This is a genomic window from Pseudomonas sp. RC10-4-2, assembly GCF_050433085.1.
GTDB classification, from domain to species: domain Bacteria; phylum Pseudomonadota; class Gammaproteobacteria; order Pseudomonadales; family Pseudomonadaceae; genus Pseudomonas; species Pseudomonas aeruginosa.
Genome location: NZ_JBNPXX010000001.1, coordinates 1,655,136 through 1,675,121, shown reverse-complemented (window position 1 = coordinate 1,675,121; position 19,986 = coordinate 1,655,136). Strand labels below are relative to the sequence as shown.

At 56.8% G+C, this 19,986-nt stretch carries 14 protein-coding genes; 8 read left to right on the top strand and 6 right to left on the bottom strand.

All coding sequences use genetic code 11. The features are described 5' to 3' along the window. Positions 1-92 (bottom strand): transposase (locus FHW81_RS07990; RefSeq protein ID WP_034056916.1); only part of this gene is annotated, 92 nt, incomplete at its 3' end. 240 nt (positions 93-332) lie between these two features. Here FHW81_RS07990 and FHW81_RS07985 point away from each other — a divergent pair. The 8 genes from FHW81_RS07985 (at position 333) to FHW81_RS07950 (ending at position 9,826) form a co-directional block, all read left to right on the top strand. After that, positions 333-1,301: a DUF932 domain-containing protein gene (locus tag FHW81_RS07985; protein ID WP_070870423.1), complete on the top strand. Its 969-nt coding sequence runs from the start codon at positions 333-335 to the stop codon at positions 1,299-1,301. A gap of 78 nt (positions 1,302-1,379) precedes the next feature. Then, positions 1,380-2,384, top strand: coding sequence for a YqaJ viral recombinase family protein (locus FHW81_RS07980; RefSeq protein WP_070870421.1), 1,005 nt, complete (start codon positions 1,380-1,382; stop codon positions 2,382-2,384). A gap of 86 nt (positions 2,385-2,470) precedes the next feature. Next, entirely contained in the window at positions 2,471-3,421 is a 951-nt protein-coding gene (locus FHW81_RS07975; protein WP_070870419.1) for a hydrolase or metal-binding protein, read from the top strand. Next, a complete protein-coding gene (gene radC / locus FHW81_RS07970; RefSeq protein ID WP_070870417.1) occupies positions 3,393-3,890 on the top strand; it encodes a RadC family protein in 498 nt (165 codons plus the stop codon). The genes FHW81_RS07975 and radC overlap by 29 nt, the downstream gene beginning before the upstream one ends. A 10-nt stretch (positions 3,891-3,900) precedes the next feature. Beyond that, entirely contained in the window at positions 3,901-4,074 is a 174-nt protein-coding gene (locus tag FHW81_RS07965) for a hypothetical protein (protein ID WP_168173441.1), read from the top strand. Positions 4,075-4,181: 107 nt separating this feature from the next. Beyond that, entirely contained in the window at positions 4,182-4,520 is a 339-nt protein-coding gene (locus FHW81_RS07960) for a DUF4113 domain-containing protein (RefSeq protein WP_325068435.1), read from the top strand. A gap of 156 nt (positions 4,521-4,676) precedes the next feature. Continuing rightward, the gene (locus FHW81_RS07955; protein ID WP_170954639.1) at positions 4,677-7,301 is read left to right on the top strand and encodes a hypothetical protein; all 2,625 of its coding nucleotides are present in this window, start codon (positions 4,677-4,679) and stop codon (positions 7,299-7,301) included. Continuing rightward, positions 7,298-9,826, top strand: coding sequence for a hypothetical protein (locus tag FHW81_RS07950; RefSeq protein WP_070870410.1), 2,529 nt, complete (start codon positions 7,298-7,300; stop codon positions 9,824-9,826). The genes FHW81_RS07955 and FHW81_RS07950 overlap by 4 nt, the downstream gene beginning before the upstream one ends. Here FHW81_RS07950 and FHW81_RS07945 read toward each other — a convergent pair whose 3' ends face one another. Genes FHW81_RS07945 through FHW81_RS07925 form a run of 5 tightly spaced genes read right to left on the bottom strand, consistent with a single transcriptional unit; the run spans position 9,827 to position 19,977 of the window. Continuing rightward, the gene (locus FHW81_RS07945) at positions 9,827-10,033 is read right to left on the bottom strand and encodes a helix-turn-helix transcriptional regulator (RefSeq protein ID WP_083328551.1); all 207 of its coding nucleotides are present in this window, start codon (positions 10,031-10,033) and stop codon (positions 9,827-9,829) included. Position 10,034: 1 nt separating this feature from the next. After that, complete coding sequence (locus FHW81_RS07940; protein WP_070870408.1) at positions 10,035-12,146, bottom strand: DEAD/DEAH box helicase; 2,112 nt, start codon at positions 12,144-12,146, stop codon at positions 10,035-10,037. 24 nt (positions 12,147-12,170) lie between these two features. Continuing rightward, a complete protein-coding gene (brxD, locus tag FHW81_RS07935; RefSeq protein WP_025242137.1) occupies positions 12,171-13,490 on the bottom strand; it encodes a BREX system ATP-binding protein BrxD in 1,320 nt (439 codons plus the stop codon). A 15-nt stretch (positions 13,491-13,505) separates the two neighbouring features. Continuing rightward, positions 13,506-16,295 carry a BREX-2 system phosphatase PglZ gene (gene pglZ / locus FHW81_RS07930; protein ID WP_070870405.1) on the bottom strand — a complete coding sequence of 930 codons (2,790 nt, stop codon included), beginning with the start codon at positions 16,293-16,295 and terminating at the stop codon, positions 13,506-13,508. Positions 16,296-16,299: 4 nt separating this feature from the next. Beyond that, positions 16,300-19,977 carry a phage resistance protein gene (locus FHW81_RS07925; protein ID WP_070870403.1) on the bottom strand — a complete coding sequence of 1,226 codons (3,678 nt, stop codon included), beginning with the start codon at positions 19,975-19,977 and terminating at the stop codon, positions 16,300-16,302. Positions 19,978-19,986 lie beyond the last annotated feature (9 nt).

Sequence of the window (19,986 nt, the reverse complement as noted above, 5' to 3'; positions counted from 1 at the left end):
CAGGCGTCGATATGGCTGTAGCCTTGGTCCAACACCAGGGCCGCGGCCTCTCGTTTGAACTCGGCGGAAAACGTACGTCGTTGCTTGCTCATCAGGCACCTCTCTCACGGCAAGGATTTTCGCCTAAATCGGTGTCCGGGATCAGTAGACCACTACAGCGGGACTGCCGGAGGACTAGCCGGGGCGAAGATGGGTGAGGAGTTCGACTCACATGTACTCGACAACTATGAGTGTCATCACTGCGGTATTGCTTTTTCGCAAACAGAGTATTGATTCTGCTTAGCCTTGGTGATTGGACGCTATTACATATGTTTGCTTAGTAAGGAAATATCATGGCTCATCTCATAGAACAAATGGCCTATGTCGGTGCTACCCCGTGGCATGGACTGGGCAACAACCTTCCGCAAAAACAACCTATCGAGGTCTGGCAACGTGAAGCCGGTATGGACTGGCAGATCCTGGAAAGCCCCGTTCATTTCAAGTCGGATTCCATCGGTCATCTGGGCACCATTCATTCCTTCCCTGAGCAGAAGGTGCTGTTCCGCTCGGACACCAAAGCCCCGCTTTCGGTGGTCTCCAAGCGTTATCACACCGTGCAGCCACGCGAGGTACTGGAGTTCTACCGGGATCTCACCGAGGTCTCTGGCTACGTGCTGGAAACCGCTGGCGTGCTCAAGGGTGGTCGCAAGTTCTGGGCGCTCGCACGCACCGGGCAAGGCACGGCGATCAAGGGTAACGACCAGGTCAACGGCTACCTACTGTTGGCTACGTCGTGCGACGGCACCTTGGCCACCACCGCAACGCCGACCACGGTGCGTGTCGTATGCAACAACACCCTGACCATCGCTCTGGACGGCACCAGCCGAGCGATCAAGGTGCCGCACAACACTCACTTCGATCCGAATCTGGTGAAGAAGCAGCTCGGTATAGCAGTCTTGCAATGGGACGACTTCATGTATCGCATGCGCCATCTGGCTGAACGCAAGGTGCAGTGGCATGAAGCAATGGGCTTCTTTATGAACGTCATGTGCGAGGTCAGTCCGACCGGCCAGCTTCCTGAACAGCTACCCAACGAGCGCGCCCTACGCAAGGTTCAGGAGCTGTACGAAGGCCGTGGCCGGGGCAGTCAGCTGGAATCGGCCAAAGGCACCGCCTGGGGTTTGCTTAATGCCGTGACCGAATACGTAGATCACGAGCGGCGTGCACGCAGCACCGAATACCGGCTGGATTCTGCCTGGTTCGGCCAAGGCGCGCAGATCAAGCAACGCGCCCTGGATGCAGCGCTGCAACTCGCCGCCTAACCCGTTACCCCACCTCAACCGTATCGCCCGGTCAGCTTCGCGCTGGCTGGGCGTTTTTATGTCTGCAGGAGAAGCATAATGAAAGCCACCTCATTGAATCGCAGCCCCAGCAAACCGCGCCCCGCTTTACGCCTGATCAGCACCAAGGAATTGCCTCGCGAAGACTGGCTGCAGATCCGCAAGCAAGGTATCGGCAGCTCGGATGCAGCTGCAGCAGTTGGACTGAATCCCTACAAGTCACAGCTAGAGCTCTGGATGGAGAAGACAGGCCGCAATGCCGGCCTGCCCAAGGCTGATCCGAACGATGAGGAAAGCCCAATGTACTGGGGCAACGTGCTGGAACCCATCGTGGCCTGGCATTACAGCAAGCGCACGAAGAACAAGGTACGGCGCATCAACGCTGTGCTGCAGCACCCGGATCCGGAGCTGTCGTGGATGCTGGCCAACATCGACCGCGAGGTGATCGGGGCCGACGATGTGCAGATCCTGGAGTGCAAGACAGCCGGCATAAACGGGGCACGCCTCTGGAAAGAGGGCGTGCCTGAGTATGTACAGCTTCAGGTAATGCACCAGCTCGCCGTCACCGGCAAGCAAGCGGCGGATGTGGCGGTACTGCTGGGTGGCCAGACGCTGGAGATACATCGCATCGAACGAGACGAGCAGATGATCGCTCGCCTGATCGATCTGGAGCGTAAGTTCTGGCACTCCGTGGAAACCGACACGCCACCACCGGCTGATGGCACCGCTTCCGCTGAATCAGCCCTGCGCTGCCTCTATCCGGAGGACAACGGCCAGGTCGTCGACTTCAGCCAGCATGCTCGGCTCTCTGCTGCATACATCGAGCTGAAAGCCGTGCGTCAGTCGATTGCCGACAAGGAGAAGCGCGAGGCCGAACTCAAGCAGATGCTGCAGCAATCCATGGGCGATGCAAGTCGGGCGGAGTTTTCTAACGGTTACGTCAGTTGGCGCAAGGCCAAGGACAGCATCGGCCTCGATGTAGCTCAGTTGCTCAAGGACAAGCCCTACCTGCAGGACAAGTATCCGTTGCTGAAATCAGGTGCGCGGCGATTCCTGGTCGGCTGAAACCCAACACTTCTATCCCTTCCCTTGGCCAGTCCATGCAGTTTGCGCTGCGTGGCTGGCCATTTTTCATTTCCAGGAGAATCACCATGCTCAAAGGTCTGGCTATCACTCCGCCGGTACTCGGGCGGATTTCCATTGGTAAGGTCATCGAGAAAAACGGCAAGCGACTACCAGAGAAGGATGACCAATTCACCATCACGTCCCAGGTGCAGGGTAAGGACGGCTGGCTGCTGCACCCGCTCAATGACGAGCTGCGTCAGGGCAAGGACGACAAGCTGCGCAGCATCCCGGTACGCCTACTGTTCAACGAGCCGGAGCTGAATCTCCGAGCCGACTACACACTGTTCGACCGGCAGTCCGGACGTCAGGTTTGCGTCGGCAATGGCGAGACCTGTAAGCGAGTTACCCAAGACGGCATGCAGTCGCTGCCCTGCCCTTCACCGGATGCCTGCCCGCTGGCGAAAGGCGGTGCCTGCAAGCCCTATGGCCGACTGAATGTGGTCATTGGTGATGAGGATCCGCTGGGCAGCTTTGTGTTTCGCACCACTGGCTTCAATAGCATCCGCACCCTGGCGGCTCGCCTGCATTACTTCCAGGCCATCTCGGGTAACCGCCTGGCTTGTCTCCCGCTGGAGCTGCGCCTGCGTGGCAAGTCGACACGCCAGAGCCATGGCACGCCGATCTTCTACGCCGACCTGACGGTACGAGGCGGCATGGACATGGCTGAGGCGCTGGTAACAGCCAGTGAACTCGATTCACGGCGCCAGGCTGCAGGATTCGATCAAGCTGCTTTGGATGACGCTGCGCGACGCGGTTTCGGCAACGGAGCCTTTGAAGACAGCGAGGAGGATGTCAGCGCCATCGTTGAAGAGTTCTACCCCGAGGGTCAAGCACCTGCTGCAGCAACGACCTTTCCAGTCAATCCCACCAAACCGAGCCTGACTGAAAAGCTCGATGCACAGGCTGCTCGTCAAACCCTATCCACAGACCAAAACCAAGGAGGCCGCCATGCGCCTGCACAAGCTGAAAGCCAGTGAAACGACCGGCACCTACCTGGTCGAGTCCCCGGTGACGGAAAACGACATCCTGCTGATGGCCAAGCAACTGGCCAGCCTTCGTCTGCGCAAGGGACGTGCCCTGACGTCTCCCAAGGAGGTGTTCAGTCACCTGCAGACGCTGCTGGCTGATTATGAGCACGAGGTTTTTGCACTGCTCATGCTCGACAGCCGACACCGGGTGATTGCGTTCGAGGAAGTGTTTCGCGGAACCCTGGACGGAGCCAGCGTCTACCCACGGGAAATCGTGAAGATCGCCTTGGAACACAACGCAGCCGCAATCATCCTGGTGCACAACCACCCCTCAGGTGATCCCGAGCCCAGCCAGGCGGATCGCAATCTCACCACGAAACTGCAGGACGCACTGAATCTGGTCGGAGTCAGAACGCTCGATCACGTCGTGGTAGGACAGGAGGATTGTGTGTCGTTGGCTGAGCGCGGCTACCTGTAAGGAACTGCCAATGAAACTGCTGTTACGAACTGTTGCCTCGGCATCCATGTTTGCCGGGATCTTGGCCGGTTGTCTGGCGATATTGCTGCTGGTGATTCTGATGGTGCGCTTTCCACCATTGCTGATTGCCGTGGTGTTAGCGTGCTGGATCTACCGGAAGCAGAAAGTAAGAATGAACCCTTGAACGGTGAGCCAGCGTGGGTAGTCGAAAGACTGTCTGCAATGGCTCACACCTCTTTTTTTTTGCTCTGCTAGCTAACGCTTACCTGCTGCCTTGTCGACCTCTGCCAACTGCCCTACCCAACCGACGACAGCCGATTGATCATCAAGGCTGTTCAGGCTGGATTGCAGCAGGTGTATAGAGAGGGCTTCAGCTACGCTAAGGCTCAGGTGATGCTGTTGGATCTGTGTCGCAAGAATGAGTACACGCCGGATCTGTTCGCCCCTGAGCAGCCCGTGAAAACCGAGCGACTGATGAGCACCCTGGACGCGATCAACAATCGCTGGGGGCGTGGAACACTGCAACCAGGTCGCATAGCTAAGCCAGTCGAGTGGGCTATGCAAAGAGAATTGCTCTCGCCCGCTTACACCACTTGCTGGTCTGAACTAATGGTCGCAAAGGCCAAGTAGCCCCTCACTCCGCATCACCCATAGATGCACCCAACGCGGTGGTAGACTGCATCAAACTGACCACACAGATAACTAACTGCTAGTGGTAGACGTTTCGACAGGTAGCCCAGCAGCCAATGCCATTCGATAGGGACAGGCATCAAAGGGAGATAGCAATTGGAAAAGCCAACGACCGATATGGCGGTACACCCAGAAATAACAATTCGACTTGACGAAGGAGAGAGCGCCAAACCGCTCCCCGCCGACCAACTCGTCCAGCGCCAGCGCTACGAGCATCTTCGTGACCAAATCATAAAACACCTCAGCACTCTGGGTGCCTTCCAAGACGACTACCCGGCGGGTAGCGGCTGGACCCAGTTTTTGGACGGAACCCGAGGCGCAGGTAAATCGACGTTTCTAAGTTCGGCGAAGATCGCCCTTGAGGCTGAGTCCGACTTGAAAGGCCAGATGGCCTTCATCGCACTGATTGACCCGAGTCGCATTGAGCGCAGTGAGATCATCCTGCTTGTCATCCTGCAACACCTTCGTAAACGGGTTGAAGACGTCCTCAAGGAGCGGCGTCGGCCAGAAGATGATCGGCTTCGCGAGGAATGGCGCCTTACGTTCAGGGGCGTCGCTGGTGGTCTTAGCTTGTTCGCCAAGGGCTACCACCCGCTCGATGACCTAGACCCGGATCTGTTTCTCGATTGGGGCCTGGAACGTGCCAGCGATAGCACGAGCCTGCGGACGAAGCTGCATCGCCTATTCGACACTGCCTGCCGCATCCTCGGGGTGAATGCACTCATGCTGGCGTTCGATGATGCTGACACTGATTCCTCGCATGCCGTGCCCCTGTTGGAATGCATCCGGAAATACTTAGATGCACCTATCTTAATGGTGCTGTTGACGGGCGACTTAGAGCTTTATTCACTGCTCGTACGTCAGCACTTCGCGGAGACGGTCGCAGGTAAGCGCGAGGCTGCACTAGAGCTCCAGCGACGTTCGACGCAGGGAGATCGATCGGCCCAGTATTTGCGCATGATCGATCACTTGGAAGAACAGTATCTGCTCAAGCTCTTCCCGATCCGCCGGCGCATGCAACTGCAGCCGCTGTGGAACGTCATGCTTGGAGCGAATTGCCGAGTAACGCATCCGGCTCTAGGCACGGAATCGAGTCCGGTCGCAGATGTCATCCATGCGATTGTAAGGCGCGGATTGCGCGTCAAGACTGGTCCCGACGTTACCGTCTATGTCGAGTTCCTGCTCAAGCAGCCCTTGCGCTCAGTGTTTCAGGTCATGGCCAACTGTATGCCGCACCTGGGTATCTCATCGCCATCCGCCATAGAACCTGCACCTTGGTCAGCTGAGCTGACGACCGCCCTCAGCCGCTCCTTGCAAGCCTTGGCGCTGACCAGTCTCTACAAGTTCTCGGTCGACACCGACGCCATCGCCGCGCAGGAGTTGCCGGCCTTGACGCAGGCCGTGTTCGAGTTGTCGCTGCTGGACGGCGACATCGACACCGCGTTGTATCTTCGACCGATGTCAGCAGAGTCTGACATGAAAGCGAGCTTTGCAGCTCTGGCGGCGGAAGTTCCTAATTTTTGTGCGAAGCGGCCGGGCACAGCACTTAGGTATATGCTGCGGGGCCCCGGTAGTGTCTCACTCTACTCGCTGGCCCGCGACCAGCCAGGTCCGGCAGCTTCCGCGGTAGATCGCATCCATCAATTCAAGTCATACATGGGCATCGGCCGGAGAGAAGACAGTCTCGACTGGGCTCGGCGCGCCACCGCAGTCATCGCGCAGCCCTACAGCATCAGCCCCAAAGCCCGTGTCATACTTCCAGGTGTTGTCGGTTTGAGTCGGAAGGGGCGCAAGTCAGAGCACACAGCTCGAACAGCGATCCGACTCGCCGTCGAAAGCGATTCAATCCAGCAACTGCCTGTTTTTGCGCTGAGCATAGTTGACGTCGCTAGCGGTGCCGGCATGCGCACATACGGATCCATCTTTACGCTTGTCGGCCTCATCGAGAAGCTGCTCTCAGCGGACTCCAAGGTTGTTCAAGACGCACGAACAATCTTCGACCGCGCGTATCCATCATTAACCGTTTCGGCTCCGACTTGGTCGCAAACAAGCACGGCGGATCTGGAAGAAACGGAAGCGCCAAAATCCGCAAAGCTAGGAAGTGAGTTTTCTAAGCAAGAGAAGCTGTGGGAAAGCATCGACTCGTGGCGCCAGAGTGCATTGCAGTTGGCCGATGTGACGTTGCCTTCTGCAATCTTCCTGGGGAAAGTTTGGACAAGGCTTTTCTTCAGCATACAGAGCGCTTCCGAAGCACTGAGACCTCGCGCAGACTTCGGCGAGGTAATGGAGATCTTCGCCCTCTGCGTAATCAATGCTTTCCTAGTCGAGGAGGCTGAACATCACCTCTCGGGTTCTCCCAGCACGTCTCTCCCCGAATTTCGCATAGACAGGAACAACCCTCGAACCTCGGCCAGCTGGTTTGTCGACAAACTCAAATCCGTGCAACTTCGACGGAACGAGTTCCCGATGACATCAATCATGGCGACGTGCCCTCTACTATTGGGACTTCTCGACGCACAGTTGGGCTACGCACATGCACTGAGATCCTTATTCCCCGATAGTACGGAGACGGCCTCGATTGAGGAGATGCTGCGTCCCAAGGAGCTCACCGAACTGCTGAGAAAAGTCTCCGTAGCAGGACAGTCTAGGACTAGATCACCGTCCACAGCCTCCAAGCCCGCAGCGACGTCAAGTTCTGCAGATGAGGCCAACGACGAATGAGCGCCCAGGCGGCATCCATCGGCGCGCTTATCTCGACCCTACTGCTGTCGGATCATCGCGTCCTGCGTCTCTCTTGGGAAAAGCCCTTTACGCACTCGCTGGAATGGCGCGAGCTCCGAGAGCCGACTTATCTCGCTTACCAGCCGTGGGCGGCGCGCGTTCCAGACCATATATTCGACTCAGCTTGGCGATTCCTGGTTTCACAGCAGATATCAGGCCAAGACGTGCTGATCACATCGTTACAGGCACTGGTCGACGAATTTCTGGAACTGCGCCATGACAAGGTGTGCGTTCGTCGGGATTTTCAAGGGGCTTGGCAGCAGGGCCTAGCTAGCCGGCTCTCAGCCATCCCGATTCAGGCAGCTGCTGACGTGTCGTTCAGTGTCGGGCAGTACTCCCCTACCAACTCGTCAAGTATGCGTCTCGTCTCGTTCGGTCGTAATGCAACCTTGTGGCGGAGTCAGGTCCTACCACTCCTTCGACCCGATGAGGCCCTTATCCAAGACTATGTGGAACGTGAAGGCCTGCACGAAACGCACCTGCACCTGAACGGCAGCACTCCCGCAGAGATCTGCTGGCTGCGTGCTATCCGCAACCCATACACAGAAACCCGGGAGTTCATCGCCGCGTGGACCCGAGGCAAGCACGCCAGCCATCTCCGTGAGTTAGTTGGTCAGGCGAATCCCGAGTTAACGCCGCAGGTTCTCTTTCAGCACCTACTGACGGCTAGCCGCCTTCGCGCTTGGCTCGTCGGAGCCGCTGAAGACCGGATTGAGCCGAATGCGCTCCTCCCAGTGTCCTGTCAGGCCTTGTCCAGTGCAGGTAACGATGAGTGGTCCGTCGGACTACGAGGGCAGACCCCGTCATGGCGATGCGAGCCTGATGTCGAGGGTGAACTCATCTGGATGGCTGGCCTTATCGCAAGGCTTCGCAAATATCCGAGCGTGCAGTTAGCCCGTATGTTCCACGCCTATCTACTCCTGTCGAACGAACACTATCGATTGCTCGTCCAGAGCGAGGCGCAGTATGGCTTCGACCAATTCCAGAAGCTGACCCTGACGGAACTACGTGAGCCGGCGGAACGAGACTATCGAAATCGGTTCCACGCAATGCATGGGGCTCGATCGGGGACTAGCACGATCGGATATCTGGAAGGTCGCTTCGCACCCAAGGACAGTCCACTGAAGGCCTGCCGGCTCTTCCAAGCCATCCTAGGCGGCTACCTTGAATACCTGCGCGACGCTACCGACACCGGGCACTCGCTCGGCATGCCTCCACGCTCCCTCTCAGCCTTGCTGGCCCAGCTCGATCGGTACTTCGAGCAGTCACCTAGTCGACACCGGAGCATCCACCGCCTGACACTTGTCGCGCATTTCATCAAGCAACCCTGGCCTCCCGTGCAGAGGAGCAAGGCTGGTCCTTTCCGACATTACCCGCTCGACCTCCAACTGAGACGGACGACGGGAGTGCTGCTTTCTGTACTCGAGCGCTGGCCTCCGCTCAAAACCTGGGTGCGAGGCATCGATGCCGCCGCGAACGAGCTACATGCCCCACCGGATGTGTTTGCCCCTGCTTTCCGAGTCTGCCGTCGAGCCGGACTTACCCGGCGCACCTACCATGCGGGTGAAGACTTCCGTCATCTGCTCACAGGAATCGCCACCATTTGGGAGGCATTAACCCTGCTGGATCTGCGCGACGGCGACCGAATTGGGCACGGCACAGCAATGGGGATCCGGCCAAGCCTGTGGCTTGATCGCATGCCGGGCATGCTCACGCTGTCCCGTGGCGAATGGATGACGGGCTTACTGGCCGCATGGCAACTCCTGCGGGACGTGCCAGAGATGCAGACCTGTGCGCACCGACTGCAGCGCGAACTTGAGGTAATCGCCGGCCAGATCTTTGGGCGCTCGCTGGCGGCTCGCGAGGTGGAGGACGCAATGGTGCTTCGCGGACTTAGTCGACGTGACTTGATGCACTACCAGACCGGCGAGGTAGACCCGCACCAGGAGTCCTTGAGTGATCTGTGGCGTGAGGAAACAACGCTGGTCCGCTCAATGCGTCTGAGCCAGCCTCAATCCGTCGGACTACTCTGGGAATGGTTGAGCGATGCGGGCGTGCAAGCACGTGCAGACGAACTGATCGCCAAGGAGGCTGAATTCATGGATGCCCCGAGCTACCTCCGACTGCAGCAAGCTCTCATGCGACAGGTTGCTGATCGAGGCGTCCTCATCGAGACGCTGCCGTCCAGCAATGTCAGAATCAGTCAGTACCACCATGTCGGCGAGCACCATTCGCTCCGCTGGATGAGGGTTCCAGGCCACGTTGAGGACGGAGACCCAGAGATTATGGTGTGTCTCGGTTCAGACGATCCTGGGATCTTCGCGAGCGACCTCGAAACTGAGTTCTACTTGCTGTATGCCACGCTTAGGCGATTGGGCCTAAGTGATACAGAAGCACTAAACCGTCTGAGCACACTGAACGAACGCGGCAGAACCTATCGTTTCCACCACCCCATGCTGTCTTGATCAGGCTGTGCCAGTATCAGAAGCCCTAAGATCTCGTGCTGCAATCCTGCTCTTAATCCACTCCTGGACCTCGCTCTCAAGCCAACCAACACAGCGGCCTACCAATGGGACGGGCCTCGGAAACCCGCCCTCACTGATGAGCTTATAGATTGTTGATCGAGCAAGGCCGGTCGTCTCGATGACTCCGCTGAGACGGATTATTTTCATATCAGGCTTCTTCCTTCACCCACAGAACGGCGAGCGAAACTCGGCTGAACTGCTTGAAATCACTATCAACGGAGTACCGCTCCCCTAACTCACGATCAATTTCCTTCTGACTTAAGCACTCAGCAAATTTCAGCTCTTGTACAAAGGCTTCATCCAGCAGAACCGCCAAATTATGCGCGTCACCTCCAAGAATCTCTTGAATAGCGCTTACCAACGCCTCGTCTGAATAGACGTGCCGAAAAGTCATGCACTCATTGTCCGCGATGAGCTTATCCGCCTCATCAGTCAGCAGATCCTTCATGGCCGAATTCAGCAATTTCCCTGCAAAGTTCCACCAAGTGGCATTGCCATCGGCATCAAAGATCAGAGTGCTTTTACCCGATTCCATCCATCCGTACTGATCACGGAGATCGGCAAGCAGCCCTTGAGCCCTTGATGAAAGCCCCTCAGGCACGAGATCAGAAACCAGCGCATCAGCTATCGCACGACAAAGCTCGTATCTCAGCGGCTGCGCATCACTAACCCATTGCGACTTACCACGCACCTCGGATGGCTCAACAAAGGCCTTTTTCCGCGGCCAGTCGATATAGGTCGTTTGCCAACTGCGTCCACCAAGAGTAAGCAGCGCCGGGCCGTTATCACGGACAGCGAAGGTCAGTTGATGAACCTCACCCAACTCCTGCTTACCCCAAAAAACCTTGACCATGGGGGGCGTCGTGAACACTGAAAAGAGCTCCATGAAGTTCTTCTCACCAAACGCCCTCTCTCCGGCCGTGCCAATCCCGATGAGTCCCTCATCAGAGTGCAATATCCCGGCCCCAAGCATATAGCTGATAACGCCAGCCCGGTCATCGGGCGTGACTCCAGCAAAACCGGGCATTCGCCCAACCCACTGATCGACGTCGGCAGCGATGATGCCTTTTTGCTGAAGCGCCAACGCCATCGTTTGCTGGGCATAGATATGCATTGGCCTAGCGGGCGGTTCGATAGGTTCGACATACCCTTTCCGCCACAGCTGTAACAACGCCAAAGCACGAAGAAACGCATCTTCCTTGGTAGCTAGAAACAGACAGTTTCGAGAGCTGCCCAAGCGTCGGCCAGTGCGACCAATGCGCTGCAGGAAAGAAGCAACCGTGTACGGGGCATCGATCTGGATCACCCGATCGAGGTCGCCCACATCGATACCCAACTCCAACGTCGAAGTAGAAACGATGACGCAGTCATTACCCTGGGAGAACGCTTCTTCAGCAGCTCTCCGCTCCTCCAGGCTTAAGGAACTGTGGGAGATGTAGGTGGCAACACCAAGGCACCGTAACTCAACAGCGAGCTCCTCAACCTTGGATCGGCTATCCACGAAGACGAGGCGCTTCTCGCCTTTGTGCAATCGTGAAATCACAACTGCTGCGTTTTTCAGCGACCCGACCCAATCGACTTGGACGTCAGGAATCACATTGTTCTCAGCAGGAGGGTTAATCACGCTCCTTCGGGCATTACAGCTACCGGCAAGCCAATCGCAGAGCGTGTCAGGATTACCTACGGTTGCTGAGAGCCCTAAGCGCTGGATCTCTCGGTCTGCTAGAACGCTGATTCGCTCCAGGACAGACAGCAAGTGCCAGCCACGGTCATCACCGGCAAAGGCATGAACCTCATCAATAATCACTGTCCGTACGTTGGCAAAAAGCTGCTGATGATCAACCTTGTTGGAGACAAGCATGACCTCCAACGACTCAGGTGTTGTCAGCAGAATGTCCGGTGGCGAGGCCACAATCTTGGCCTTACGCGCGGCACTGATATCGCCATGCCATAGGGCGACGCTGCGCCCCAGGAGATGTCCGTAATAACTCAAACGCTGCTCAAGGTTATTGAGCAGCGCCTTGATCGGGCAGATATAGAGAACAGAAAGGCCTTCCCAGCTCTCACTAAGCATGCGTGAAAACACCGGAAAGCTTGCAGCTTCGGTTTTTCCACCGGCCGTCGGAGCCAGCAAAATTGCGTGCTCGCCATCGAGGACGGGCTGGATAGTGGCCTCTTGCAAAGGCCGTAAACCGTTCCAACCTAGAGAGTTGACGATGTGGTGCTGCAAGGCAGGGTGGAGCTTGTCGAACTCACTCATGCAGCAAAGCTCCAATCAGACAGCTCAAAGATCGAGCTCGATATCATCTACCGAGCTTGCCGCACTGGTAGCGCGCTCGACCGATGTCAGCTCGGTATCTGAAATGGTCAATGCGTAGTGCTGTCGCGGATTGAAGTCTTCGAACTGGTCAATACGATCCAGGACCTCACCCACCAGTTTTTTCAGGAAGATCCGCGGTGCAATCCCGACTTTGCCGCCCAGCTTACCGGTCACCGCCTTGGCCAGCTCAGCGATGTAATCATCGTCTGCCAGTCGCAGAATGCGGTCAGCCGTAGCGCTGTTATCGGCATACAGGTTACGCACCTTGCGACCGACCTCCTCCAGAGACTCCTGGCTGAAACCACGGAGACGAATTTGCACGGCACGAGGATTATCGAACCGAGCATCAGTGGTGAAGTCGACTGCCAGACGCTGAGCTAGAGGAGACAGCCGCTGTACGCCCATAGGGCCATCGTAGAAGGCTGGAGTACCTGTGATAACCAGATAAAGGCCAGGGAATCGCCCAGAGTCCACCTCATCCATCAACTGACGCAGTGCGTTCAGGCTCTTGTCGCGAACATCTCCGCGCATACGCTGGAGTGTTTCAACCTCGTCGAGCACCAGCAGCAGACCAGGATGCCCTGAGTCCTTGAGTATGGTTAAAACACCTTGCAGGAAGCTCAACGCGCCGAAATGATCGATGTCGCCCTTGATCATTGCATAGCGCTTAACCGCAGCAGAAATGTTCGGCTGACCTGCCATCCAGGCCAAAAGCCCGTTGGCGATCTCTTCCTGGCCTTCTAGGAGAGCTCTCCGGTAGGCACGTAGAGTTAGGGCAAATGCAGGTGCTGAGCGCACCACTTCGCCCAAGCGCTTTTCCATCAGTAAATCAGTGGCATCGATCAACGCTTCGGAGTCGTTCGGATCGATGTCATGCTGGGCCAGTACATCCTCTTCAAGGGTGTAGAACCAGGCTTCGACGATATTCTGAAAAGCGCCCGAGGGCATATCTGGCGTCGTTAAACGCTCCATCAAACGCCGATAGACCGTCTCCAGGCGATGCAGCGGCGTCTCAGTCTCGGAAATTTGTACCTCGGCGCAGGCAAAGCCGAGTCGGTGTGCTTTTTCACGGAGCCAACGTGACGCAAAGGTTTTACCGCTGCCGTACTCGCCACGAATAGCCTTGAATACCGCCCCGCCTCGACTGACCTTTTCCAGCTCTTCATCAAAGGCGCGCTCGAAGGGCAACAAGCCAACAGCTAAGGCATCTAAACCATACTGCGGCACAGTTCCACGCCGCAGAGCGTCCAGAATATCCTGACGACGTTGTTGGCTAATCGACATGCCTACACCCTGTAGTTATTGAATTTCAAACTGCTTCTTCAGATCTGCAACGTTCAAACGCACTGTCTGGGAATCACGCTCGACTGAAAGGATCGGATAGCCATCCACATTGAGCAGTTTCTGTGCTCCCGCGAGAAACCCACGAATCCGCAGTTTCGGGATCAGCAACTCGGAACAAAGCACCGCCTCCATCACCTGCCAGCGATGCTTTTCCATCAGCCTCAGCAGCGTCTGCATTTGTTCATCGCTAATTGCTGTGCGGCCTGCTCTATCGCGAACTTGGCCATAGACCGGCGAACTGAGCAACTCAGCAACCCAATCGCTTGTAGCGACCACCGGAGCGCTTTTGCTCAAGGCTTTCGCTGGCGATGCAAAGCCGAACATGTCCTCGACAACCTCAGCCACAGCCTGCTTCTTGCCAGCTGCTTTCTTGGTGGGTGCTTCGACTGATACGGTGGGCTCATCAACCGCGCTCGGCATTTCTGCCTCAATGGCTTTTGTCGAATACCACCAGGCTGGCAGTCGTCGAGGCACCTCACGCCAACCCTCTACCCTTTGCCGCGTGGCGGCATTGATATAGACCCCAAGCGGGATCACAACCTCCTGGAGCGAACCACCACCGTGGTAGCCATGGCTCCTACTTTTGGTATAACGCAGACGCTCTGACCAAGGGAGGATCACCTGTTTATTGGCCATCACGACACGATCCCCCGACAACAGGACTTCCAGCTCAGAGGGTGTGATGCTGGGAGCAACCGGGTGATAGCGCTCGCCGTTTTCGTCGGCTGACTGCTGGTAAACCGAATCATGATCCAGCACGTGACCGTGATCACTGGTAATGATCACCACACGGCCAGCCTCGCGAGCAGCCTCCATCACATGCCGGAGTAAGGCCACGGTTTCAAAGGACCAGTCGACCTTAACTTGCGAGCTACTGGACAGCTGATCATCGATGGCGTTGATCACCACTGCCAGAACTCGGTGCTCTGTACCCGCAATTATCCCCCGAACGTTGCTATGCAAACTGCCAGATCCAGACTGGGACAAATCCTGCTTATGGAACACTTGCGGTGGAAACTTGGTGGAGGCCAGCTTTTTTAGCTGAGGGTGGCTACTGAAAGCCTTCTTCTCGTCGTTGGCATTGCCCTCACACAGAGCCCCCGATAGCAGCGAGCAACGGCTGACCTGAGTCACCGTGGGCAAGGCTGCGACCAGACATGCATCGCCCTGCGCGCCAACGGGCTGTAGCTCCAACCAATGATTACGGGTGAGGTCTGCACTTAACTGCCGGTAAACGGCTTCGCTCATCCCATCCAGCACAAGCAAAAGCACTTGCCCCTGCTCGGCCAATGGTGCAACCAGATCATCCAGGGCGCGCTCGACAGGAACGAATCGAGCAGGCAGATGATCACCGCGAGCGATGCTTGCCAGTTGCTGCCCGAAAGCCTGGTTTTGCCGTTCCCTGTAACGCACAACGTGCTGCGAGAGCTTCTGGTACACCGTACTCAGAGACTCCTCAGCATCTCCCGCCCAAATTTCGGTTCGTGCCCAATCACAAAAACCACCCTGCTCGATGTAATCGCCGATCAGGCTAACTGCAGTTCCGTCCAGGCTAGGCGCCTGCTTGAGCCAACGTAGAAGGCGCATGGCCATATTGGCCCGAGCAACAGTCTCGCTGTAGCGATCCAAGCCAGCCAGACGATGCCCCTCTATCTGCTGCAAAGCCGACTCCGCAGCCATGGAGTCGCCGCCGTCCAGAGCTACATCCAGGGCTGAAGCAAAAGCACTAAAGCGCGCGTGCAAACCACAAGGCAAAAGTGCCGAGTGCTCGGCGGCAGCCTGCATATCTAAGCTCGCAAGAATCTGCTCTGCTTTCGACAAGAAGCGTGCATAGCTAGGGAAACCTAGAGCACCTATCCACTGCCTGACCAGAGTAACTGCGACCTCGCCCAGCGGCTGCAGGACTCGGAATTCGATCTTCTTCCCACCCAAAAAGCGCTCACGGAAAATCCCACGACTGATATGCAGCTGGGTTAAATCAAGCGCTTGCAGACGTTCAATGTCCGAGGAAAACAGCACGGAGCACGCCAAGGCGACGGCGAGCAGATCACTCCCCTGATCATTCAGAAGCAGCGTCGATACCACCTCATGAGTGTCGGGCAGGCCGCGGGCCAACCAATCCCCAAGGTTGTCTCGAATATCGCCTGGCAGAGCCGTAATCAGCGCACTGACATCACCCTTGGTACTCCAACTCAATACCGACTGCAGATCCAACGCGGCTTCTTGGTAGTTAAGATGAGCCATAGCGATAGCACGCCAGGCTGTTTCCTCATCCAGAATCTCACCGAAGCTGATTTTGCCCTGATAGTGTTCAACACCATTGAGCATCGCCTCAGCTACCCAACGGCCATGCTTGCGAGTTAGGCGAGGATCAATATCCCTTACACGAATCAGTTGCTGCAGGGTCTTCCAAGGGCTTATCCGCTGAGGCTCGTTACGCCAAATTCTGGCCAGCACGTCCATAGCCAGATCCGTCTCGGCAAAGCCCGACAGCAGCACAAGACGCTCTGAGGTCTCCTTTCGATCTTGTTGATGCTTGACCAAGGCCTCGCGCATCGCCAACTCAGAGACGCAGTAAATGGCCCTGACTTTTCGCCCTTCAACAACTTGTTCTACAGCTAAAGCCGCTAAAGGGTTTGGCCACACTAATGCCACACAGTCAGCCTCAGCGTCACGCTGAAAAACTGCCTGCAGTTGGGTCACCACCGGCATCGGCAATGTCGCGCTCGCCTGCATGATCGACATCACCTCAATCCTCTACCCCATCCATGCGCACAATGCTGTAGCTCACATCCAGCACATAGCCGTCCTGCAATTTGCTCTCAATCTCTGCGAACAAGTTGCGCGCCTGCTTGCTGGTCAAACCACTCTGCTGAACCTGCTCCAGCACCTTTCTGCCACCGGCACCTTTGTTGACACTGGTATCGGCAGGCGGCACATCCGGACTGGTCGGCGGAACGACGTTGCGCGTCAACTGCGATGTAGCATCTGCCTGAGCCTGTCGAAGCGCTTGGGCCAGCGCCGTCACCAGTTCATCCGCGGTCAACGCTGCACTGACACGCTGCTTAATCTGCAACGCCTCAGCTGCCCCTGACTTCCAAACAGTTTCCAGCAGTTGCCAGTTATTGTCCTGGATTGCCTGGGTCACGCTGGCAGCGCTGACGATACTCTTGGCGAGAGCCATCGCGTTGGTGGGCGGCTGAATATCTGCCAGCGCCGCGATCAGATCCGCACCCTGCTTACCCTGCAAGGTCTGCAGCAGGCTCACTGCATACTCGGCATTGCGCAGACGATTGCATTGCGTCCCCTGATTAACCCGGCTCAATGCACCTCTGAGCTCAGTAACAAGTTCCTCGCAATGCCCAAGTTGGCGCTTAACCTCATCCTGCACATCTTTTTCCAGTGCATTCTGATGGTTGGCGGTGCGCAGCTTATTGGGCGTCAGGCCGAAGATGGCGGAAGCATTATCTACACCCAACTTCCAGATGTTTGGCTCAGCCAAATCCTGCTTGGTCAGTAACAGGTTATCCGGCATGTCCTTGAGCGTCGGCTCATAGTCCTGACCATGCAACGAGAAGGCGTATTGGCCATGCTCGGCAAACACCATGATCAGCAAGTTCTGCACAATGTCCGGCAGCCCTTTGGGTGTCGGCTGATCAATCGCCGAACGTAGGCGCTTCACCGTCACTGGATCTCCGGCGTATTCATCCTTGGCCAGCTCACGAGTCATGTGCTTCGGCCAATCATCCTTGAAGATGAAATGCCGCTCATGCATCTCGCCAAGCTTCAGTGGCTGTGCAATCGAACGCATGATCGAGCGCAACGGCGTGTCGATATCGATGCGGCCATTGCTGGCATGCACAGCCCGACGCAGCTGCTCCATCACCTTACCCAAGTCTGCCAGCCTGACCTCACCATCAAACTCAGGGTGGTCTGGATACTGGAAGCTCAGTGCCTGGTTAAGCAGGTGCTCGAAGGCAGCACGCAGATTACTGCCCACCGGCAGCTGCGGAGTAAATCCAGGCTCCAGCGAATAAACCTGGCTTTCCAGTTGCACCGAATCATCCAGCGAACCCGACAGTGGCTGCGCGGCACCGAATGCGCCCATCAGATAGTCACGAATACGCTGACGCAACTGGCTGCGCTGGTTATCGAGAAGCGTACGTGCCTGCCCCCTCTCAATAGGACTCAGATGCTTACTGAAGGAAGCGAAGCGATCATCGCTTTTCAGTACGTGTTCTAGAGTCACCAAGGTTCCCAGTTCGCGCTGGGCCGACTGGCTGAAGAAATACGGCAACCAGCAAAGGGTCTGTGTCGCATTACCAGTGGCTTCGTACTCCTGGATGCGTGCCCTATCGCTCGCGGGAGAGTGGTTGCCCTGGTCAAACGGAAAGTCGACCAGCACCTTCCAATCATCGCCACGCGCCTCAAAGGTGGTGAAGTCGGAAATCTCGCGGATGTTCTGAAACATCACCTCTACGGTACGACGAGTGCCGCGCCAGGCAAATGGATGCTCAATAAACAGCTGATTGTCATCCTGAACACCGAAGGCTTCGAACAGCAAATCCTTGGTCAGCTTGCGACGTGCGCCATCGTTGTCATGGATTTTCGCCTGCTCAAGAATGCTCTCGGTATCCACGCCTGAAAGCTGAATCGCGATAACCGGGTTGGAGTCATCACTGATCTTGATCTCACCGACTCGCCCCGCCCATTTGCGGCACTTCTGCAAAACCGTCTGAGCTTCACGCCCTGGGATCGGTGATTTGATGGTGCCGTGGTTCAGCGCAGCCAGCTTATTTGCCGTGAGCTGCTTGAAGCACTCCACCTCCGGAACCAGCGCCGACAGCAACAAGGTTTTGATCAGGCGCATGTCGTTGGTAAAGGCGCGACGGCCTGGATCGTTCGCAGGCAGCTCCAGCAGCTGATCCAGCTTGAGGTTGTGTTCTTCCTCGAGTAGCGGCACCAGCTTGCGCTCGAAAAGATGGCGAGCATTGTCGAAATGCATACGCATCACTTCTGAGAACGGCTCAGCCTCAGAAGCAATCACGTCGTACAGGTCACCGACCGGAATGCATCCACCTAACTCCAGGGTTTCGCGCTGATCGACCAACAGCATCAGCATGACCTTGAGCGCAGTACGCTCGCGCTGAAGAGCGGAAGAAAGCGCCACCAGCGCCTGCACCAGGGCAGGACTGAAGGGATACAGCGAGCGAAACATTTCGCGGTCACCCTGGTTGGTCAGCAGGATTTCCTGCACCTCACTGCGCAAACCAGCATCCATGGCCGCAAAAGCATTGTCGATTTCCGCCTTGGCAGCCGCATTGATCGGCTTGAGCAAGCGACGCTCAGCAATGACTGGCAAGTTACGGTCTTCCAGGGTGATGGTGTGGAAACGACCATCCCAGTACTTGAGCGAGTCGCTGAGCGCTTGCTGTTCCGCACCGTTGTACTGATCCCCCACGAACTCACGCAGATCACGCTGGCGAGCGATAAAGCTGGCCATAGGCAGCGCACGCTGCTCGCTGGCTTCAACCAGCTTCACCACTTTCTGAATGTTGTTAGCGATAAAGCGCTGGTCAGAGAGGTGGCTAGCCAGCCAGAGGATCAGCTCATCGAGGAACAGGATGATCGCGTCGTATCCGAGCGCTTTGGCATGCTCAGTCATGATGCGCAGGCCTTCATCGAAATCGACGTAGCCGCCGTACTCGCTGTTAGCCATATCCGCCATGGAGCTGTAGAAGGTGCCGATCAAATCACCGACCAGGCGAGCCTTATCGTCAGCCCCAGCTTGGTCATTCAGCACTGCATCGAAGCTGGCTGCATCCCAACCAGTCGACAGATCACCCCAGCCATCATCCTCGGCCGCTGCTGCGCCGTTGTTCAGAGTGGCGAAGAAATTCGCATCACCCATAGTGCTGCGCAGTTGCCGAGCATCACGGAACAACCGATCACTCATGTAGAAGCCGGGGACCGGTGCATCGGGGTGCAGCTGCTTGATATGCCGCGCGTAGCCACCCAACACACCAGCCTCAATACTGGCTGCACCGATCATGTGGTAAGGCACCAGCAGGATATTGGTTTGCTGCAGCCACTCATCATGCTTGGCTACAGCAGGCGCCAGCTCGTTGATCGCCCGGGCTTGGGAGTTGCCCTGCAACAGCAGGTGGAGCACCGCCATAAAGTGCGACTTACCGCTACCGAAGCTGCCGTGCAGGTACGCGCCCTTCTGACGGTTCTGGTTGCCCACCACGGTGCTCTTGATAAAGCTCAAGGCATCGTCGAACGAACGCTGCAGCTGCGGCGTCACCACATACTGCTCAAGCGTTTGGCTGATAGCTGCATCAGCCAACCCACTGGACAGGTTAAGAACGAAATCACCCCGTTGAACCTTTTCTGGGATCTCGATCAGCTCTTTAATCAATGTCATGCGTCAAAC